This is a genomic window from Foetidibacter luteolus, assembly GCF_009650435.1.
Taxonomy (GTDB): Bacteria; Bacteroidota; Bacteroidia; order Chitinophagales; family Chitinophagaceae; genus Foetidibacter; species Foetidibacter luteolus.
In genome coordinates this window covers 20,743-36,641 of record NZ_VVIP01000023.1, presented here as the reverse complement: position 1 = coordinate 36,641, position 15,899 = coordinate 20,743, and the positions used below count along the sequence as shown (strand labels likewise).

Here is a 15,899-nt window from a genome sequence, read left to right as displayed (position 1 = left end):
TGATGATTCTTTTGTAAGATAGCTTATTTATAGTTATGCCTGCTGGTGTGTAGGTCATAATCAGGGCAAGTGGGTGAGTGGTAAATGGCGAGAGGGGCGTATATCGAAGACACGTACATCCCACATCGTACATCCCACATCGTACATCCCACATCGTACATCCCACATCGTACATCCCACATCGTACATCTCCCAAGCTATCGCAAGGGGTCGGGCTTTCCGCTCATACTCCGGCACAAAGCCCTGCTGCGATGGCCTCACCGGGGTATCCGCTTCAATCCCTCACCCGAAGGTGCGGCACCTTCCTGTTTTTGCGGGCAGCAATCTTTTGTAAGGGCAATAAACAGCCTTATGCCCAAAAGATTATACATTGGGGTTCAAAAAAATCTGTTTAATTCGTACTACAACTTTAGCCTTGAAGCTTTCAATCATTATAGTTAATTACAACGTAAAATATTTCCTGGAGCAATGCCTCTGCTCCGTGCGGCAGGCTATTGATAACCTGCAGGCTGAAGTAATTGTGGTTGACAATGCTTCAACCGATGGCAGCATAAATTACCTGCAGCCGTTGTTCAGGTGGGTAAAATTTATCAACGCCGGCGGCAACCTGGGCTTTGGCAAAGCCAATAACCTGGGCCTGCAGCATGCCACCGGAGAGTATGTGCTGCTGCTAAACCCCGATACCATTATACCAGAAGACAGCCTTTACAAATGCCTGCAGTTTGTTGAAGCAAAACAAAATGCAGGCGCTGTAGGGGTACGCATGCTGGATGGCGGCGGTAATTTTTTACCCGAAAGCAAACGCTCTCTTCCAACGCCGCTCAGCTCTTTTTACAAGCTTAGCGGTATGGCTGCGCTGTTTCCAAAATCGGCGGTATTCAACCGTTATGCACTTGGCAACCTGAGCCAGTACAATAGCCATGAAGTGGATGTTGTTAGCGGCGCCTTCTTTTTATGCCGGCGTAATTTATTACAACAGTTACAAGGATTTGATGAAGACTTTTTTATGTATGGGGAAGATGTGGACTTAAGCTACCGCATCCGCCAGGCGGGTTATTGCAATCACTATTTTGCTGGAACAGCCATCATTCATTTTAAGGGTGAAAGCAGCAGCAAAGCCAGCGGTAAATATGTAAAAATGTTTTATGAAGCCATGGTGCTGTTTGTAAAAAAGCATTATCACAACAGGAACAAATGGCTTTTGAGCATAGCACTGCATACAGCGATTGGCGCCAGGGCTTTTTTATCATTTGTGGCTGCGCCTTTTAAAATGAGTAACAGTGAAAAACCAAACCTGCTGAATACCATATTTACAGGTGCGGAAGATGATGTTGAACATGCGAAAAGACAATTTCTTACACTCTTTCCCGATAAAAAAATTTCAGTAGTGCCCCCGGCAATGCTGCCAGCGGCAGAGGTAGCACAGGCAGAAGTTATTTTTTGCTTGGGAGAGTTAACGTATGCCGCTACAATTGATTTATTGCAACAAATAAAGCCCAGGAGCGTTAAGTGGTATGGCCACCGTTCATTCTCTATGACCGGCAGCCATAACAAAAACCTACGGGGTAATGTATACGTGTTAAGCACAGCCCCTTACCCTAAAGAGTAGGTATTCATTAATTAACGTAGCTTCGCAGTTAAATAATCATTGCTGTTATATGGCAATATTCGATATAAAACTCCCCAACTCAATTCTAAGAACACTGCGCCTGCCGCAGAACAGTGTAAGAAGGCAACAGTTAAGGGTGTTAAAAAGGCTCATCCGTAAGGCCCGGTTTACAGAATTTGGTCAAAAATACCGGTTCGACGAAATACTGATGAGCAAACACATTGGTAAAAAGTTCCAGGAGCTTGTTCCTGTGTACAACTACAACAAAATTTACGAAGAATGGTGGCACCGCACCCTGGAAGGAATACCAGACGTTTGCTGGCCGGGCAAAATTAAATTCTACGCCCTCAGCAGCGGTACCAGCGAAGCAGCCAGCAAGTATATACCCGTAACCAACGATTTGCTGCGCGGCAACCGGGTGGTAATGATAAAACAGTTACTAAGCCTGCGCACTTATACAGATATTCCCGTAAAATCCATTGGTAAAGGTTGGCTTATGCTGGGCGGAAGCACCCAGTTGCAAAAAAATGCCGGTTATTATGCCGGGGATTTAAGCGGTATAACTGCCAAAAAACAGCCATTCTGGTTTCAGCCGTTTTACAAGCCCGGCAAACGCATAGCACGTGAAAAAGACTGGAATAAAAAACTACAGGAAATAGTAGAACGTGCCCCCGAATGGGATATTGGTTTTATCGTGGGCGTACCGGCCTGGATTCAAATGTGCATGGAAATGATTATTGAGAAATACAAACTCAATAATATTCACGATATATGGCCCAACCTTGCATTTTTTGTGCACGGCGGTGTAAGTTTTGAGCCTTACAAAAAAGGCTTTGAACAATTACTGGGCAAGCCCATTACCTATATAGAAACCTACCTGGCCAGCGAAGGCTTTGTTGCTTACCAGGACAGGCAGCATGCCAAAGGTATGCGCCTGGTTACCCATGAGCATATCTTCCTGGAATTTGTTCCGTTTAATGATAAAAATTTTGATGCCAACGGAGACCTCGTGGCAAAGCCCGAAGTGCTCATGATCCACGAGGTGGAAGAAGGAAAAGACTATGCGATACTCCTAAGCACCAGCGCAGGTGCCTGGCGTTACCTTATTGGCGATACAGTACGTTTTGTGGATAAGGAACGCAATGAAATTGTTATTACTGGCCGCACCAAGCATTTTCTCAGCCTGGTTGGCGAGCACCTGAGTGTAGAAAATATGAACAAGGCCATTAAGCTGGCCGGTGAGGAAATGAATATCTGCATCCCCGAGTTTACAGTAGCAGGCGTACCTTATGGCAATTTTTTTGCCCACCACTGGTATGTGGCCTGCGATGATCACGTAAATGCCGAACAGTTACGCCTGAAAATTGACGAAAAACTCAAAGAACTTAATGACGACTACGCAGTAGAACGTAACAGCGCCTTAAAAGAAATTTTCCTGGATGTGCTTACTGAAGACAGGTTTATGGCTTTTATGGAAAGCAAGGGCAAAGTGGGGGGGCAGCACAAATTTCCCCGGGTATTAAAAGGTAAAATGCTGGAAGACTGGCAGCAGTTTCTTGCAAAACAACTGGTAAAAAGTTAGATTGTTCGGTTGTTCAAAGTTTGATGTTCAATGGTTTTACTTTTCCGCTACCGGTAGACTTAGTGTTGTGCCTGATCATTTTAGATACCGGCATCAGTTTTCATGGCATCGTCCCTTTGTCGCAATCCGTTCATCTGTAGTAAATATGGCATCTGCGGGCTGTGGTTTAACTGTTCTGCGGAAAATAAAACTTTTGTGGTGCAGCCTGAAAGGATTTTTGCAGGATGAACTAAGAACTATCGTTAAAAGCCCCCGCCATGATATAGCAGCGTGATGCAGCAATCTTACTTCCTGTCTGAATGGCCCAAACTCTTGCCCGGCGCTGCTTTACCCCGTACCAGTTGTTTCAATTCTTTCACATCCGGAAAATGGCCGGCTTCTTTTCGGTCAAATATTTTCTCATCGTTTAAGTAAATGCTGAAGCGGCCTGCTGTTTCTGAAGGCGCCAGCGTTACACCCTGCAGTTCTTCACTAAAAGTAGTTAACAGTTCCTGCGCCATGTAAGCGGCCCTTAACAACCAACCGCATTTAGGGCAGTATTCTATTTTTACCAATGGTTTCATAACTGTTGCAATAATCGGCAAATTCTGGTTGAAAAACTTACTTTTACAGGCTTAATTAAAGGGGATTTGACCGTATTTGCCAGGGCGGTAAAGATGGCATCAGCCTGCCGGATAAGGTGCAGGTTTTGCCTTGCAATGCTTAGGGGTGCAGGTTTTGTTGCCGCGTAAAGCGATGGCGTACAAGAGTGCGACGCAAGTAAAGCTTAATAGCAGTCCTGCTGCCGGGCTCATAAAAAAAATCCCTTAACCGAAAAACAGGAGAGGATAAGGTGCTGGATATTATACAGTTACTACCAGATAACATTGCCAACCAGATTGCGGCGGGCGAAGTGATACAACGGCCGGCCAGCGCTGTTAAAGAGTTGCTGGAAAACGCCGTGGATGCAGGCGCTACCGAGATAAGGCTGATTGTAAACGATGCGGGTAAAAGCCTGATACAGGTTATTGACAATGGCAAGGGCATGAGCGAAACAGATGCCCGCATGTGTTTTGAGCGCCACGCTACCAGTAAAATAAAAAATATTGACGACCTGTTTCATATACGCACCATGGGCTTTCGCGGCGAAGCGCTGGCTTCTATTGCCGCGGTGGCACAGGTAGAAGTAAAAACACGACGGCCACAGGATGAGCTGGGCACTTTTATTCAAATTGAAAACAGCGTTGTATTAAAGCAGGAACCATGCGCCTGCCCGGCAGGAACCAGCATTTGCATGAAAAACCTGTTCTTCAGCGTACCGGCCCGCAGGAATTTTTTAAAAAGCAACGCTTCTGAAATGCGGCATATTGTGGATGAGTTTATTCATGTGGCCATGGCATTTCCACAACTGTTTTTTTCTCTTACCAGTAACGGGCAGCAATTGTTTCACCTGGAAGCAGGCAACCTGAAGCAGCGGGTATTGCAGGTATTGGGCAGCCAGTACAGCAGTAAGCTGGTACAGGTAAAAGAAGAAACGGATTATATGAACATCTATGGTTTTGTGGGCAAGCCCGATGCCGCCCGTAAAACCCGTGGCGAACAGTATTTTTTTGTCAATAACCGTTACATACGCAGCGCTTACCTTAACCATGCGGTAGGCAGCGCTTTTGCTGACCTCATCAGCAAAGACAGCTTTCCGCTTTATGTGCTGTACATAGACCTGGACCCCGCGCAGGTAGACATAAACGTGCATCCTACCAAACAGGAGATAAAATTTGAAGACGAGAAAATTGTGTATGCTTTTGTACAGGCTGCCGTTAAGCATGCGCTGGCACAGTTCAGCATAGCGCCATCGCTCGATTTTACACTGAATGCCGATATACAACAGTTAGACGCGGTAAACAAGCCTTTTACCGAACAGCGCAAAGAAACCCTGAGCGGCTCGCAGTTGTTTAAAACATTTACGCAAAGCCACCAGGCCCACAAGATTGAGCCCGACGAAAAAAGTGAGCTGAAGCACTGGAAAGAATTTTTTACAGCACCCAAAACAGAAGATATCTCCATAGCCTTAACACAACCGGAGGGGGAAAGCAATACCGGGTTTTCACTCTATGATAAACCGGCGGCCCATCAATTGGCCGAGGATACATTGCTGCTGCAACTGCATACTACTTACATAATAGCGGCTACACAGAGCGGCTTTTTGCTGGTACACCAACAGCTAAGCCATGAGCGCATTTTATACGAACGTTACAGTACTGCCATACATGGAAGGCAGGTAGCAACGCAGCGCAGCCTTTTTCCGGTTACACTAACGCTTTCTCCGCCAGACGCGGTTTTATTATCGGAGCTGCTGCCAGACCTTGCGGCACTTGGTTACCTGGTGGAGCCTTTTGGAAAAGACAGTTTTGTGATACAGGGTACTCCCGCAGACTTGCCGCAGGGTAACGAAAAGCATTCTATAGAACTGCTGATTGAGCAATTTAAACACTTTAGCAGCGATGTAAAGTTCAGCAGAAGGGAAAAGCTGGTGCGCTGCCTCTCCCGGCAGCAGGCCATCAAAGCAGGCCAGCAACTAACCCAGCAGGAAATGCGCAGCCTTGTGGAAGAACTGTTTACCTGCAATACACCCAACATTACCCCTACAGGCAGCCCTACCTATATAGAGTTTAAAGAAGACTATCTTGACAGGATGTTCGGGCGGTAAAACATCTAACATCTACTCTCATCCATCCAGCAAAAAGCAAAACACTTCTTTAGGCCCATGTACGCCCACAACCAGTGTTTTTTCAATATCGGCTGTGCGGCTGGGCCCAGTGGCAAATGTAATAAGCGAAGGCAGGTTTTCGGGGCTGGCTTTAATACCGGAAAGCGCATCTTTTAAGTCGTACACCAACTGGTGGCTATAGGCAATACAGATATGTACCGGGGCATAAACACTGGCTGTTCTGCCATTGTTCAAAGCGCTGCTTAAAACAATGCTGCCCGTACGTGCTACCAGGTTTTCGCAACTGGTAACGGATGCATCGCAATTGGCCAGGTCTGTAGTAAAAGTTACCGATAGCCCTGCCTGCCGAAGCTTTTGTAACAGCGCAGGTTCGGTACAATAAATCTTGTTCCATTTACGCATGCTGAAAAGCTGGTTAAGCTGTTGAAGCAATTCCTGCTCATGCATACAAAAAGAAAAGCGCCCCAACAGTTTGCTGAAGTTTTCCGCAAATTCCACTTCCGGCTCCTGTTGTTGCGGCTGAAAAACACTATTGTTCCCTTCGCTTTCCGGAAATGGAACAGGCACCGGGTTCGCCAGTGCCTGTCTTATTTTTTTCAGGATATTCTCCCTTGCTTTAGAAATCATTTTCTCGTCACTTTTAGTGAGGTGCCTTGATTCCGCTGTCGTAAGGTGGAACCCCTTCGCTAACAGAACCATCATGATGTTTTTCCGCTCCGTCATCGCCATTTTCTACATCCAGCAATTTCTTTTCTTCATAAGGGCGTTTACCTATCAGCGTTTCTACGTCACTCTGGAAAAGCACTTCTTTTACCAGTAATTCCTTAGCCAGTTTTTCCACTTCAGGCTTACGTTGTGTTAACAATGCCTTTGTTCTTTCGTAGGCATTATCAATCAGCTTACGCACTTCCTCATCAATCATTTTCCCGGTTTCCTCGCTATAAGGCTTGGTAAACATATTTTCCTGGGAAGGATCGTAAAAGCTTATGTTTCCAACTTTGTCATTCATACCATATACCGTAACCATCGCATAAGCCATACGGGTAATTTGCTGTAAGTCGTTAGATGCGCCGGTAGATATTTTGCCAAAGAAAATATCTTCACTGGCACGGCCACCAAGCGTCATGCAAATCTGGTCCAGCAACTGGTCTGTATTGTAAAGGTATTGTTCTTTAGGCGTGTATTGCGCATAGCCCAAAGCCGCGGTACCCCTTGGAACAATGGTTACTTTAAGCAGCGGGTAAGCATGCTCCAGGAACCAGCCGCAAATGGCGTGGCCAGCTTCGTGGTAAGCGATAATTTCTTTCTCTTCCGGCAATATGATCTTGTTCTTCTTTTCAAGGCCGCCTATTACGCGGTCTATCGCATCCTGGAAGTCGCTCATATCTACCGCATCCTTGTTTTTACGTGCGGCAATAAGGGCGGCTTCATTACAAACGTTGGCTATGTCGGCGCCGGCAAAACCGGGCGTCTGTTCAGCCAGTTTATGAATATCCAGCTTCTGGGAAATCTTAATAGGTTTCAGGTGAACCTTCAAAATAGCTTCGCGGCCTTTTACATCCGGCTTGTCAATAGTTATCTGCCTGTCAAAGCGGCCCGGGCGCAGCAGGGCGGTGTCAAGTACATCCGGCCTGTTGGTAGCGGCCAGTATAATGATGCCTGCATCGCCGGCAAAACCATCCATTTCAACCAGCAACTGGTTAAGGGTGTTTTCCCTTTCATCATTGCTCATGATGGCATTGCGGCCACGGGCACGGCCTATTGCGTCAATTTCATCTATGAATATAATACAAGGCGATTTTTCCCTTGCCTGCTTAAACAAGTCCCTAACGCGGCTGGCGCCCACACCAACAAACAGTTCCACAAAATCACTGCCGCTCATACTGAAGAAAGGCACCTGGGCTTCACCGGCCATGGCTTTGGCCAGCAGGGTTTTACCAGTTCCCGGAGGGCCTACCAGTAAGGCGCCCTTGGGTATCTTGCCGCCCAGTGCGGTATATTTTTTTGGATTTTTTAAGAAGTCAACTATTTCCATCACTTCCACCTTTGCTTCATCAAGGCCGGCAACATCTGCAAAAGTGATGTTTACTTTGGTGCCCTTATCAAACAGGGTAGCTCTTGATTTACCGATGTTAAAGATGCCGCCGGGGCCACCACCGCCCGGGCCGCCACCGCCTACTTTGCGCATCAGCAGCACAAACAGGCCAACAAATAAGAGTATGGAAATCAAAGTTTGAGATACGGGGCCGAGCCATTCAGGGTCATCCTCCACATTTACGGAGACGGTATCAAGGCCTTTGGATTTGGTGAAATTATTCAGGTTTTCCTCAAACTTTTCCGCTGAAGCTACTTTAAATTCAAACTGCGGACCCTTGACATGTTTGCTAAGTTCCACAGAGCTTTTGAACTTTTGCAGGTAAAAACTTTTTGTTTTAAGGCTGTCTTCCTTAATATACACTTTTACCAAAAACTTATTGCGCACCAGGTCAAGCTTTTCCACATCACCCTGCTGCACCATCTTTTCAAAGACCTCTTTTTCATTGGTTTTAGCAATGTCCACCGCTTTCATGTTGAATACATTGTATCCAATTAAAATCACGGCTATTAAAGCATATATCCAGTAAATGCTGAAACGCGGGCCTTTTCTCTGGCCTTTGTCCTCGTTATTACCATTGCCCCTGTCTAAAAAATTCGGTCGGTTTTTTTTATCTTCCTGTGCCATACGGTCGTTACTTCGCTGAAATTGTATTAAATATTTGTTTTAAAAGGTGGTAGTAAGAATGTTAAAGGGGTGTACCCTGTCAGCATCTCTTTGTAATCCACTGTATTTTTTATAAGTCATGGCCCGTTGCTTCCGCATCGCTCCACATTTCTTCCAATTTGTAAAATTTGCGGGTTTCCGGCTGCATTACATGCACCACCACGTTTACATAGTCAATCAATACCCATTGCAGCGCATGAAATCCTTCATGTTTATATGGGCTTTCGCCGCATTCTTCCTTTACCATCAATTCTACAAAATCGCTAATTGCTTTTACCTGTGTATTGGTGGTTGCCTGGCAAATAACAAAAAAGTCAGCCACAGCTTCGGGAATCTTCCGCAAATCCAGCGAAATGATGTTCTCCGCTTTTTTGTCCTGTATTGCTTTGATGATTGTTTTGAATATCCTTGAGTTCCTGGTAAGCTTTGTTACACTTGTTTTTTTGCGTGCAGCTAAAACAGATAATGGTGCCAAAAATAAACTTGTTTTAATGAATAAATAAAAACCTGTACCTACCCCAACCGCGTGTTATGCTGGCATTTCGCGGCTCTTCCCGGTTCAGTTTAACCAGCGGTACATGTACGGCAAAGCATTATTCTTGCCGGCTAACGTTCAAATGTACTTCGCATTGCGGGGTTTTCACCTGATAATTACAGATTTTAAGTTTTTTTGTTTGAAAGCGGTAGCAGAAGATGATAACCGTTAAAAATGTATAAACCTAAACTGCGCCTATCTTCGTCAAAAATAATGATTCTTGGTGTACACTTCCTTAATTCCTGCAACGGGCCAGCCATTCATAGAATTAACTGAAACAGACAGCACCAACAACTATGCCATGGCACTGCTTAAAAACGGTGAAACTCAACATGGTACAGCGGTTTTCGCACATCACCAAACAGCGGGAAAAGGGCAGCGCGGCAGGGCATGGAATGATGCGGCAGGGCACAATATTGCGCTGTCTGTTATACTGAGTTGCAGGCATTTACCGGTTTCCTCCCAATTTGCGTTAAGCATGGCTGTAGCCCTTGCGGCGCATGATTTTTTAACCGGTTATGCTGTTAGCGATGTGAAAATTAAATGGCCCAATGATATTTACTGGCGTGACAGAAAGGCAGCAGGCATATTGATAGAAAACAGCATTCATGGCAGTAACTGGCAATGGGCAGTTGCCGGTATTGGCGTAAATATTAACCAAACCAGTTTTGGAGCCATGCTTGCAAAAGCCGTTTCCCTTAAACAAATTACAGGCAAAACTTACGACACCGCTGAATTGGCCCAACAGCTCGCCAGCCATATATTTCAATATTTTCAGCAGGTGATGCCCGCTAATATTGCCAAACTGCTGGCCGGCTATAATAACCAACTGTACCGCAGAAATGAAATAGTTACCCTAAAACAAAATGGGGCACCGTTCACCTGTAAAATAGATGCTGTTGACGAAGCCGGCCGGTTGCATGTTGCCGGCGGCCCCAGGCCTTATTTCAACTTTGGGGAAGTTGAATGGGTAATACCGTAACAGCCTTTTTGGGGCTTTCGGCGCAGGGATATTTGTTGAAGCTGCGGTTCCGGCTTTTCACTCCAACTCCGCCGCAATACCGGCCGCGCAAGGCTTCAGCGGGGTTTCCGTTTCAATCCGGCAGCCATTCACCTGCGGAATTTCTCTTCAGCAGGCGCACACAGTAAAGGATTACACTGGCCATCAAGCCATGCAGCTTTTATTACTGTTCAATGCCCTTTCTTCAATAAATATTCAACAGCTAACACTTGTTATGAAAGTTTATCCCATTATCTTCGGGGCCGTTTAAAAAAATGATGTCTTCATTCAGCCATATTACTCCTGCTTCAGCTTCGGCAGCTTTTACTGCCACCACCACTACCATTATTACAACCCTGTAAGGGGTTAAGCATTATCATATTACCACGGCTGCCGGGTTCTACGGCAAGAAAGAAAAGAAAAATCTATTTTCATTCGCATAAATGTCGCCCAAAGAACAGGAAGTACAAGTGAGTGACACAACGAAGTCTCATTGAAATACCGGGCGCTGGTCCCCAAAAAACCAGAAAGAAAAATAAAGCAACGGAACTATGAAAGTTTTAAAATTCGGCGGCTCATCTGTAGCCAATGCCGTTAATATACAAAAGGTAGTAAGCATAGTAAAAAATGGCGGAGAGCCCCAGGTGGTGGTGGTTAGCGCACTGGGTGGCGTTACAGACCTGCTGATTAGTGCCGGCACCCTTGCCGAAAAAGCGGATGAAGCTTACCGCGATGTACTGAAAGAACTGGAACTGAAACACCTGGACGCGGCCCGGGAACTGTTGCCCGTTACGCACCAAAGCAGTTGCCTGAGCATGATAAAACAACAGTTTAATGAGTTGGAAGAAATATGCAGCAGCATATTTTACCTGAAGGAGCTATCGCCCCGCACCCGTGACCGCGTTATCAGTTTTGGTGAACTGCTGTCTTCCAAAATTATCTCCGCTTATATGCAAAGCCAGGGCATAGACCATGAGTGGCTCGATAGCCGCAAGCTTATCAAGACCAACAACAACTATGGCTTTGCCGCAGTTAACTTTAGCATTACCAACGATCTTATTTCTTATGCTGTAGCGGCAGCACATAAAAAAGTGTACCTGGCGCCAGGCTTTATTGCCAGCGAAGAGCATGGCAATACCACTACGCTTGGCAGGGGCGGTTCTGACTATACCGCCGCCATTTTTGCCGCGGCTGTAAACGCATCTTCGCTGGAAATATGGACAGACGTTACCGGCATGATGACCGCGGACCCACGCTGGGTGCCCAATGCCAAAACCATAGCCCGCACCAGCTACCAGGAGGCGATGGAACTGTCGCATTTTGGCGCTAAAGTTATTTACCCGCCTACCATACAGCCCGTAATGCAGAAAAGCATACCCACCTGGATAAAGAACACGTTTGAACCGCAAGCCGCCGGCACTGTAATAGAGCAGGCTTCATCAGCGCTTACAGATAGCGGCCACGAGATCATCACCGGCATATCCAGTATTAACAGTATTGCTCTGCTTAGCCTGGAAGGCAGCGGCATGGTGGGCATACCCGGCTTTTCCAAAAGGCTTTTTGAAGCGTTGGCCAGCGAAAAAATAAACGTAATACTCATTACGCAAAGCTCATCGGAGCACTCCATTTGCGTGGCAGTAAACGCAGCGGATGCAGATAAAGCCAAACTTACCGTTGATGCGGCTTTTGAAACTGAAATTCACCAGGGCCGTGTGGAGCCGTTAAAGGTAGAACAGGGCCATGCCATAGTAGCATTGGTAGGCGATAAAATGAAAAGCCACCCGGGTATAAGCGGCCGTATGTTTGGTGCATTGGGCCGCAACGGTATTAATATCCGCGCTATAGCCCAGGGCTCTTCTGAAAGAAACATTTCTGCGGTTATTTCTGCGGCTGATGTAAAGAAGGGCGTTAACGTACTGCACGAAGCTTTCTTTGAATCGGTTTACAAGCAATTGAACATATTCATTGTAGGCGCCGGCAACGTGGGCAGCAAACTGCTTGACCAGCTTAAGCAGCAAAAAGATTTTCTGCTGGAGCACCTTAACCTGCAGGTACGTGTTACCGGCATAGCTACCAGCAAAAAAATGCTGTTTGTTGATAACGGTAATGAGATAGACCTAAGCAACTGGAAAGATGCGCTTAACAATGCTCAGCCTATGCAGTTAGACGCGTTTGTACAAACGGTGATTGATAAAAACCTGCGCAACTCTGTTTTTGTAGATATTACAGCCGATGCCGGCGTAGCAACTGTTTATAGCAGGCTGCTGGCCAAAACAGTGTCTGTTGTTGCGTGTAACAAAATAGCGGCTTCTTCATCTTATAAAAATTACAGCCAGCTAAAATCACTTGCCAAAGAATTTAATGCCCAATTTTTATTTGAAACCAATGTAGGCGCAGGCCTGCCTGTAATAGGAACACTAAATGACCTGAGAAGAAGTGGCGATAAGGTAAACAAGATTCAGGCTGTACTTTCCGGTACGCTAAACTTTGTGTTTAATAATTACGATGGAAGCCAGCCTTTTGCAGACGTAGTGAAACAGGCACAGGATGAAGGCTATACCGAACCAGATCCGCGTCTTGACCTGGGCGGCACCGATGTTATGCGCAAAATTATGATCCTTGCCCGCGAAGCCGGCGAAACCATAGAAATGGAAGACATCAGCAACAATGCCTTTTTACCGGCCAGTTGTTTTGATGGCAGCGTAGAAGATTTTTACAAAGAAATGGCCCGCCAGGAAGATCATTTTAAAGCACTGTATAAGGAAGCCGCGGCCAAAAGCTGTAAGCTTAAATTTGTTGCGCAGTATCAAAATGGCAAGGCATCCGTAGGGTTGCAACATATACCGGCCGATTCTGATTTTTATCACCTGTACGGTAAGGATAACATTGTGTTGTTTTATACGCAGCGTTACCCGGAACAGCCGTTGGTAGTAAAAGGCGCCGGCGCCGGTGCGGATGTTACCGCCAGCGGCGTGTTTGCGGATATCATCAGGGTTTCGGGAGTGTAACGGGGTGGCACAAACTAAAATCAAACTTAAGAACAGGATATAATGCTTACACTAATCAACAGGAACAGGTTTTTTTATGCGCCTTTGGAAAGCGGGGCGGCAGCAAGGGTCCGTCCACCCGGCACTGTGGCAAACGTTGTATGCGGTTTTGACATTTTGGGCTTTGCTTTAAACGAACCCTGCGATGAAATGATTGTGGAATTAAGCGACGAGCCGGGCATACAAATTATCAATAAAGACGATTATGATCTGCCTACCATTGCTGAAAAAAACGTCAGCGGGGCTGCACTGCTGGCATTGCTGGAAGACAGTCCTGATGTAAAAGGGCTTAAACTTACCAGTACCAAGAATATTAAGCCGGGCAGCGGCATTGGCTCCAGCGCGGCCAGCGCTGCGGGTGTTGTGGTAGCGGCCAATCATTTACTGGGCAACCGTTTTTCTAAAGAAGACCTGGTACGTTTTGCCATGTTTGGCGAAAAAGTGGCCAGCGGTGTTAAGCATGCAGACAATATTGCTCCCTGTATTTACGGCGGCGTTACATTAATACGTTCTATACACCCGCTGGATATTGTAAGCATCGAAGCGCCGCCCTTGCATGTTACTGTCGTTCATCCGCAAATTGAGGTACGTACCGCCGATGCCCGGCAAATACTAAAACACCAGGTAGCGCTGAAAGATGCCATTAAGCAGTGGGGTAACATTGCGGGCCTTGTTGCCGGATTTATAAAGGGCGACTACGATTTAATTGGCCGTTCACTGGAAGATGTAATTATAGAACCGGTACGCAGCATTCTGATCCCCGGGTTTGACGAAGTAAAGAAAAAGAGTAAAGAAGCCGGTGCGTTGGGTGGCGGCATTAGTGGAAGCGGGCCTTCTATTTTTATGTTGAGTAAAGACGCCGGTACGGCACAGGATGTAGCCGTTGCCATGAAAGAAGTTTTTACCAGGATAGGTATTGACTTTCATGTGCATATAAGCACCATAAAAACCAGTCCGCTTTCAGCGGAATTTGTGTAGGATTTTTATGGGCCCGGCAGTAGAACATCAATTTAGCTGCCGTTGCGTCGCACTCTTGTACGTCCTGGCCATTATTCGGCTTTTCCCGCAGGATAGCCTTGTTTCTGCCGCCGGAGGCGCCAGAAACCTTTGAGGAGCAGTTTGCAAAGCTGGTTCTGCGCAACTACATATTCTGTAAATGCAGAAATCTAACCGGGTCTGAAAAGCCGCCCAATGAACCGAACGACGAAGTGATTGCGACGCAAGGAAGTCGCCATGAAATACCACAGTTGGTATCCAAACAAATGTTATGAAAGCCACCGATTGACCATTCACTATTCACCACTGACCATTCACCACATGAACTACTATAGCCTCAACAACCAGTCACCAAAAGTAAACTTCGCACAAGCAGCCGTTAAAGGGCAGGCGCCAGATAAGGGATTGTACTTTCCTGAGAACGTACCTGCACTGCCAAAGGATTTCATACAGCGTATCCGTTCGCTCAGCAAAGAAGAAATTGGCGTTACCGTGATGAAGCCATATGTAGGAGAAAGCATACCCGGAGAGGTATTGCAAGGTATTGTTGCTGAAACGGTGAACTTCGATTTTCCACTGGTGCAGGTAGATGAGAATGCATATGCACTGGAACTGTTTCATGGCCCTACCCTGGCCTTTAAAGATGTGGGCGCCAGGTTTATGAGCCGCTGCCTGGGTTATTTTAACCGCGATAGTGATAAGCACACCACGGTGCTTGTAGCCACATCCGGCGACACTGGCGGCGCTGTTGCCAATGGCTTTTTAGGTGTGGAAGGCGTGGATGTGGTGATACTTTATCCATCCGGCAAAGTAAGCCCCGTGCAGGAACTGCAACTTACAACGCTTGGCCAAAACATAGCCGCCGTTGAAGTAGCCGGCAGTTTTGATGATTGCCAGGCAATGGTAAAGCAAGCCTTTATGGATGCTGATCTGAATAGTAAACTACAGCTTACATCTGCCAATTCCATTAATGTGGCCAGGTGGCTGCCCCAGCAATTGTATTATTTCTACGCATACCAGCAATGGCAACATGAGCAACCACCGGTTATCTGCGTGCCCAGCGGCAATTTTGGTAATATCTGTGCAGGCATACTGGCTTATGTATCCGGGTTGCCGGTAAAACATTTTATTGCTGCCTGCAATACCAACGATGTTGTTCCCCGTTTTTTACAAACCGGCGATTATGAACCTAAACCGGCAGTAGCCACTATCTCCAACGCCATGGATGTAGGCAACCCCAGCAATTTTGTGCGCATTATGGAACTGTTTCACCAGCAGTTGGGCGACATTAAAAGCATACTTACCAGTTACAGCATAAGCGATGCCGCTACCAAAGCCACCATTAGCGAAGTGTATAAAAAGCACCGGTACACGTTGGACCCCCATGGCGCGGTGGGCTATTATGCGCTACATAAATACCTGGCCGATAACAACGAAAAAGGCATTTTCCTGGAAACAGCACACCCGGTTAAGTTTCCGGAAACAGTGGAAGAATCTACCGGCAGCAAAATTGAATTTCCGCACAGCGTTCAGTATTTGCTGGGCAAACAGAAAGAAAGTGTTTTGATGGAACCTTCTTTCGGGCGACTGAAAGAATGGTTGATGGCCAGGTAGCGGTATGCGCCCGGCCGTTCAAAAAAATAATTATCGAATTGCCCAGGC

Annotated in this window: 11 protein-coding genes; 7 read left to right on the top strand and 4 right to left on the bottom strand. The window is 46.4% G+C overall.

Going from position 1 to position 15,899, the window contains the following annotated elements; genetic code table 11:
• The first annotated feature begins 415 nt into the window (after positions 1–415).
• Both F0364_RS07120 and F0364_RS07115 read left to right on the top strand, forming a co-directional pair.
• Positions 416–1,609: a glycosyltransferase family 2 protein gene (locus F0364_RS07120; RefSeq protein ID WP_207632554.1), complete on the top strand. Its 1,194-nt coding sequence runs from the start codon at positions 416–418 to the stop codon at positions 1,607–1,609.
• 49 nt (positions 1,610–1,658) lie between these two features.
• Complete coding sequence (locus F0364_RS07115) at positions 1,659–3,191, top strand: GH3 family acyl-acid amido synthetase (RefSeq protein ID WP_153797076.1); 1,533 nt, start codon at positions 1,659–1,661, stop codon at positions 3,189–3,191.
• Positions 3,192–3,475: 284 nt separating this feature from the next.
• On the opposite strand, the gene F0364_RS07110 is transcribed toward F0364_RS07115, so the two are convergent.
• Positions 3,476–3,754, bottom strand: coding sequence for an Rdx family protein (locus tag F0364_RS07110; RefSeq protein ID WP_153797075.1), 279 nt, complete (start codon positions 3,752–3,754; stop codon positions 3,476–3,478).
• A gap of 269 nt (positions 3,755–4,023) precedes the next feature.
• On the opposite strand from F0364_RS07110, the gene mutL reads away from it, so the two are divergent.
• Complete coding sequence (gene mutL / locus F0364_RS07105; RefSeq protein ID WP_153797074.1) at positions 4,024–5,877, top strand: DNA mismatch repair endonuclease MutL; 1,854 nt, start codon at positions 4,024–4,026, stop codon at positions 5,875–5,877.
• Positions 5,878–5,895: 18 nt separating this feature from the next.
• Here the strand turns inward: mutL and F0364_RS07100 are convergent, their stop codons facing one another.
• From F0364_RS07100 to rsfS, 3 genes are all read right to left on the bottom strand, one after another.
• On the bottom strand, positions 5,896–6,525 hold the full coding sequence (locus tag F0364_RS07100; protein ID WP_153797073.1) for a LutC/YkgG family protein: 630 nt from the start codon (positions 6,523–6,525) through the stop codon (positions 5,896–5,898).
• Positions 6,526–6,538: 13 nt separating this feature from the next.
• Positions 6,539–8,620 (bottom strand): ATP-dependent zinc metalloprotease FtsH, encoded by a 2,082-nt coding sequence (gene ftsH, locus F0364_RS07095; RefSeq protein WP_153797072.1) that lies wholly within the window; start codon positions 8,618–8,620, stop codon positions 6,539–6,541.
• Between the two features lie 109 nt (positions 8,621–8,729).
• Positions 8,730–9,134 (bottom strand): ribosome silencing factor, encoded by a 405-nt coding sequence (rsfS, locus tag F0364_RS07090; protein ID WP_153797071.1) that lies wholly within the window; start codon positions 9,132–9,134, stop codon positions 8,730–8,732.
• A 283-nt stretch (positions 9,135–9,417) separates the two neighbouring features.
• Between rsfS and F0364_RS07085 the strand changes: the two genes are divergently transcribed.
• From F0364_RS07085 to thrC, 4 genes are all read left to right on the top strand, one after another.
• Positions 9,418–10,176 (top strand): biotin--[acetyl-CoA-carboxylase] ligase, encoded by a 759-nt coding sequence (locus F0364_RS07085; RefSeq protein ID WP_235921026.1) that lies wholly within the window; start codon positions 9,418–9,420, stop codon positions 10,174–10,176.
• Positions 10,177–10,745: 569 nt separating this feature from the next.
• The gene (gene thrA / locus F0364_RS07080) at positions 10,746–13,202 is read left to right on the top strand and encodes a bifunctional aspartate kinase/homoserine dehydrogenase I (RefSeq protein WP_153797069.1); all 2,457 of its coding nucleotides are present in this window, start codon (positions 10,746–10,748) and stop codon (positions 13,200–13,202) included.
• Positions 13,203–13,244: 42 nt separating this feature from the next.
• Positions 13,245–14,219, top strand: a complete 975-nt coding sequence (locus F0364_RS07075; RefSeq protein WP_153797068.1) for a homoserine kinase — start codon at positions 13,245–13,247, stop codon at positions 14,217–14,219.
• Between the two features lie 255 nt (positions 14,220–14,474).
• Positions 14,475–15,851: a threonine synthase gene (gene thrC, locus F0364_RS07070; protein ID WP_235921025.1), complete on the top strand. Its 1,377-nt coding sequence runs from the start codon at positions 14,475–14,477 to the stop codon at positions 15,849–15,851.
• The last annotated feature ends 48 nt before the right edge of the window (positions 15,852–15,899 follow it).

Bases quoted from the DNA above. Each gene is read 5' to 3' on its own strand.
- thrA (WP_153797069.1), top strand. From the start codon at position 10,746: ATGAAAGTTTTAAAATTCGGCGGCTCATCTGTAGCCAATGCCGTTAAT.
- thrC (WP_235921025.1), top strand. From the start codon at position 14,475: ATGAAATACCACAGTTGGTATCCAAACAAATGTTATGAAAGCCACCGA.
- F0364_RS07100 (WP_153797073.1), bottom strand. From the start codon at position 6,525: ATGATTTCTAAAGCAAGGGAGAATATCCTGAAAAAAATAAGACAGGCA.
- F0364_RS07075 (WP_153797068.1), top strand. From the start codon at position 13,245: ATGCTTACACTAATCAACAGGAACAGGTTTTTTTATGCGCCTTTGGAA.
- ftsH (WP_153797072.1), bottom strand. From the start codon at position 8,620: ATGGCACAGGAAGATAAAAAAAACCGACCGAATTTTTTAGACAGGGGC.
- F0364_RS07115 (WP_153797076.1), top strand. From the start codon at position 1,659: ATGGCAATATTCGATATAAAACTCCCCAACTCAATTCTAAGAACACTG.
- F0364_RS07110 (WP_153797075.1), bottom strand. From the start codon at position 3,754: ATGAAACCATTGGTAAAAATAGAATACTGCCCTAAATGCGGTTGGTTG.